Genomic DNA, 473 nt, shown 5'->3' with positions numbered 1-473 from the left:
GCTACATGGTGGGTACCCATGTCGATGTCCAGACCCTCAAGGAGACCGAGTTCGCACTGCGCCGCAGCGAGCTGGAACTGACCGAGGCCAAGCGCATTGCCCGGCTCGGGCACTGGTTTTACGACATCCCTTGCGGAACAGTTCACTGGTCGAACGAGATCTATGAGCTGATCGGCTTGGAGCCATCGCAGGAGCCCGTGGACTGGGAGACTTTCCTCTCCTATGTGCCGCCCCAGGATCACCCGGCCCTCCATCAGGCCATCGACCGCACCCTGAACCAAGGAGAGCCTTACGAGATCGAGCACCGCCTGACAACCCCGGACGGCAGTCAGCGGATTTTGCAGGCACGCGGCTATGCGGAGTTTGACGCAGCCGGGAATCCGCAAATCCTGCGCGGGACGGCCCAGGACGTCACCGAGCAACGGACCCTTCAGCACGAGCTCGCCGAGCGGGAGGCCCATTACCGGGACCTT

General features: G+C 63.0%; 1 protein-coding gene. It reads left to right on the top strand.

All coding sequences use genetic code 11. The features are described from left to right. Positions 1-473 (top strand): PAS domain-containing protein (locus LRF89_RS13350; protein ID WP_238637390.1); only part of this gene is annotated, 473 nt, incomplete at both ends.

The organism is Halorhodospira sp. 9621 (assembly GCF_022228055.1).
GTDB classification, from domain to species: domain Bacteria; phylum Pseudomonadota; class Gammaproteobacteria; order Nitrococcales; family Halorhodospiraceae; genus Halorhodospira; species Halorhodospira halophila_A.
Note: the sequence above shows the minus strand (reverse complement) of the source record. Positions and strands in the feature narration are given on the sequence as shown.